Source organism: Erwinia sp. MYb416 (assembly GCF_037479575.1).
Lineage (GTDB): Bacteria > Pseudomonadota > Gammaproteobacteria > Enterobacterales > Enterobacteriaceae > Erwinia > Erwinia rhapontici.
On the sequence record NZ_JBBGYT010000279.1, the window covers coordinates 1 to 524 of the forward strand.

Annotated in this window: 1 protein-coding gene; it reads left to right on the forward strand. The window is 41.6% G+C overall.

The window, feature by feature from the left end:
- Positions 1–88: 88 nt before the first annotated feature.
- On the forward strand, positions 89–524 hold a 436-nt coding region (locus WH277_RS02500), incomplete at its 3' end, for an RNA 2'-phosphotransferase (protein ID WP_339504228.1).

Genomic DNA, 524 nt, shown 5'->3' on the forward strand with positions numbered 1-524 from the left:
GATTTACATTTATTACCCTATCGCTCTGGCGCAGAAAAATTTCATCATGCAGAATCAGCGTAAAGTGTCTTCATTGAGATTAAAGATCATGAGTAAAAAACACTCAGACATCAGCAAATTTTTAAGTTATGTTTTACGCCATCAACCTGAATCTATTGGTTTAACATTAGATAGCGAAGGTTGGACAGATATCGATACATTGATTGCCTGTGCAAAAAATGACAGTAAAAACCTCACTCGAGAGACTATTCTGTCCATTGTTGAAAGCAGTGATAAGAAACGATTTTCACTCTCAGAAGATGGATTGAAGATCCGAGCCGTACAGGGACATTCATCACAGCAGGTTGATATCAATTATCAAGAAAGCACGCCTCCTGACGTTTTATACCACGGCACGGCCACACGGTTTCTTGAGTCGATACTAATACAGGGATTAATCCCTGGATCGCGCCAGTATGTGCATTTATCTGCGGATGAAGCGACAGCATACAGCGTCGGGAAACGGCATGGTAAACCCGTTGTCC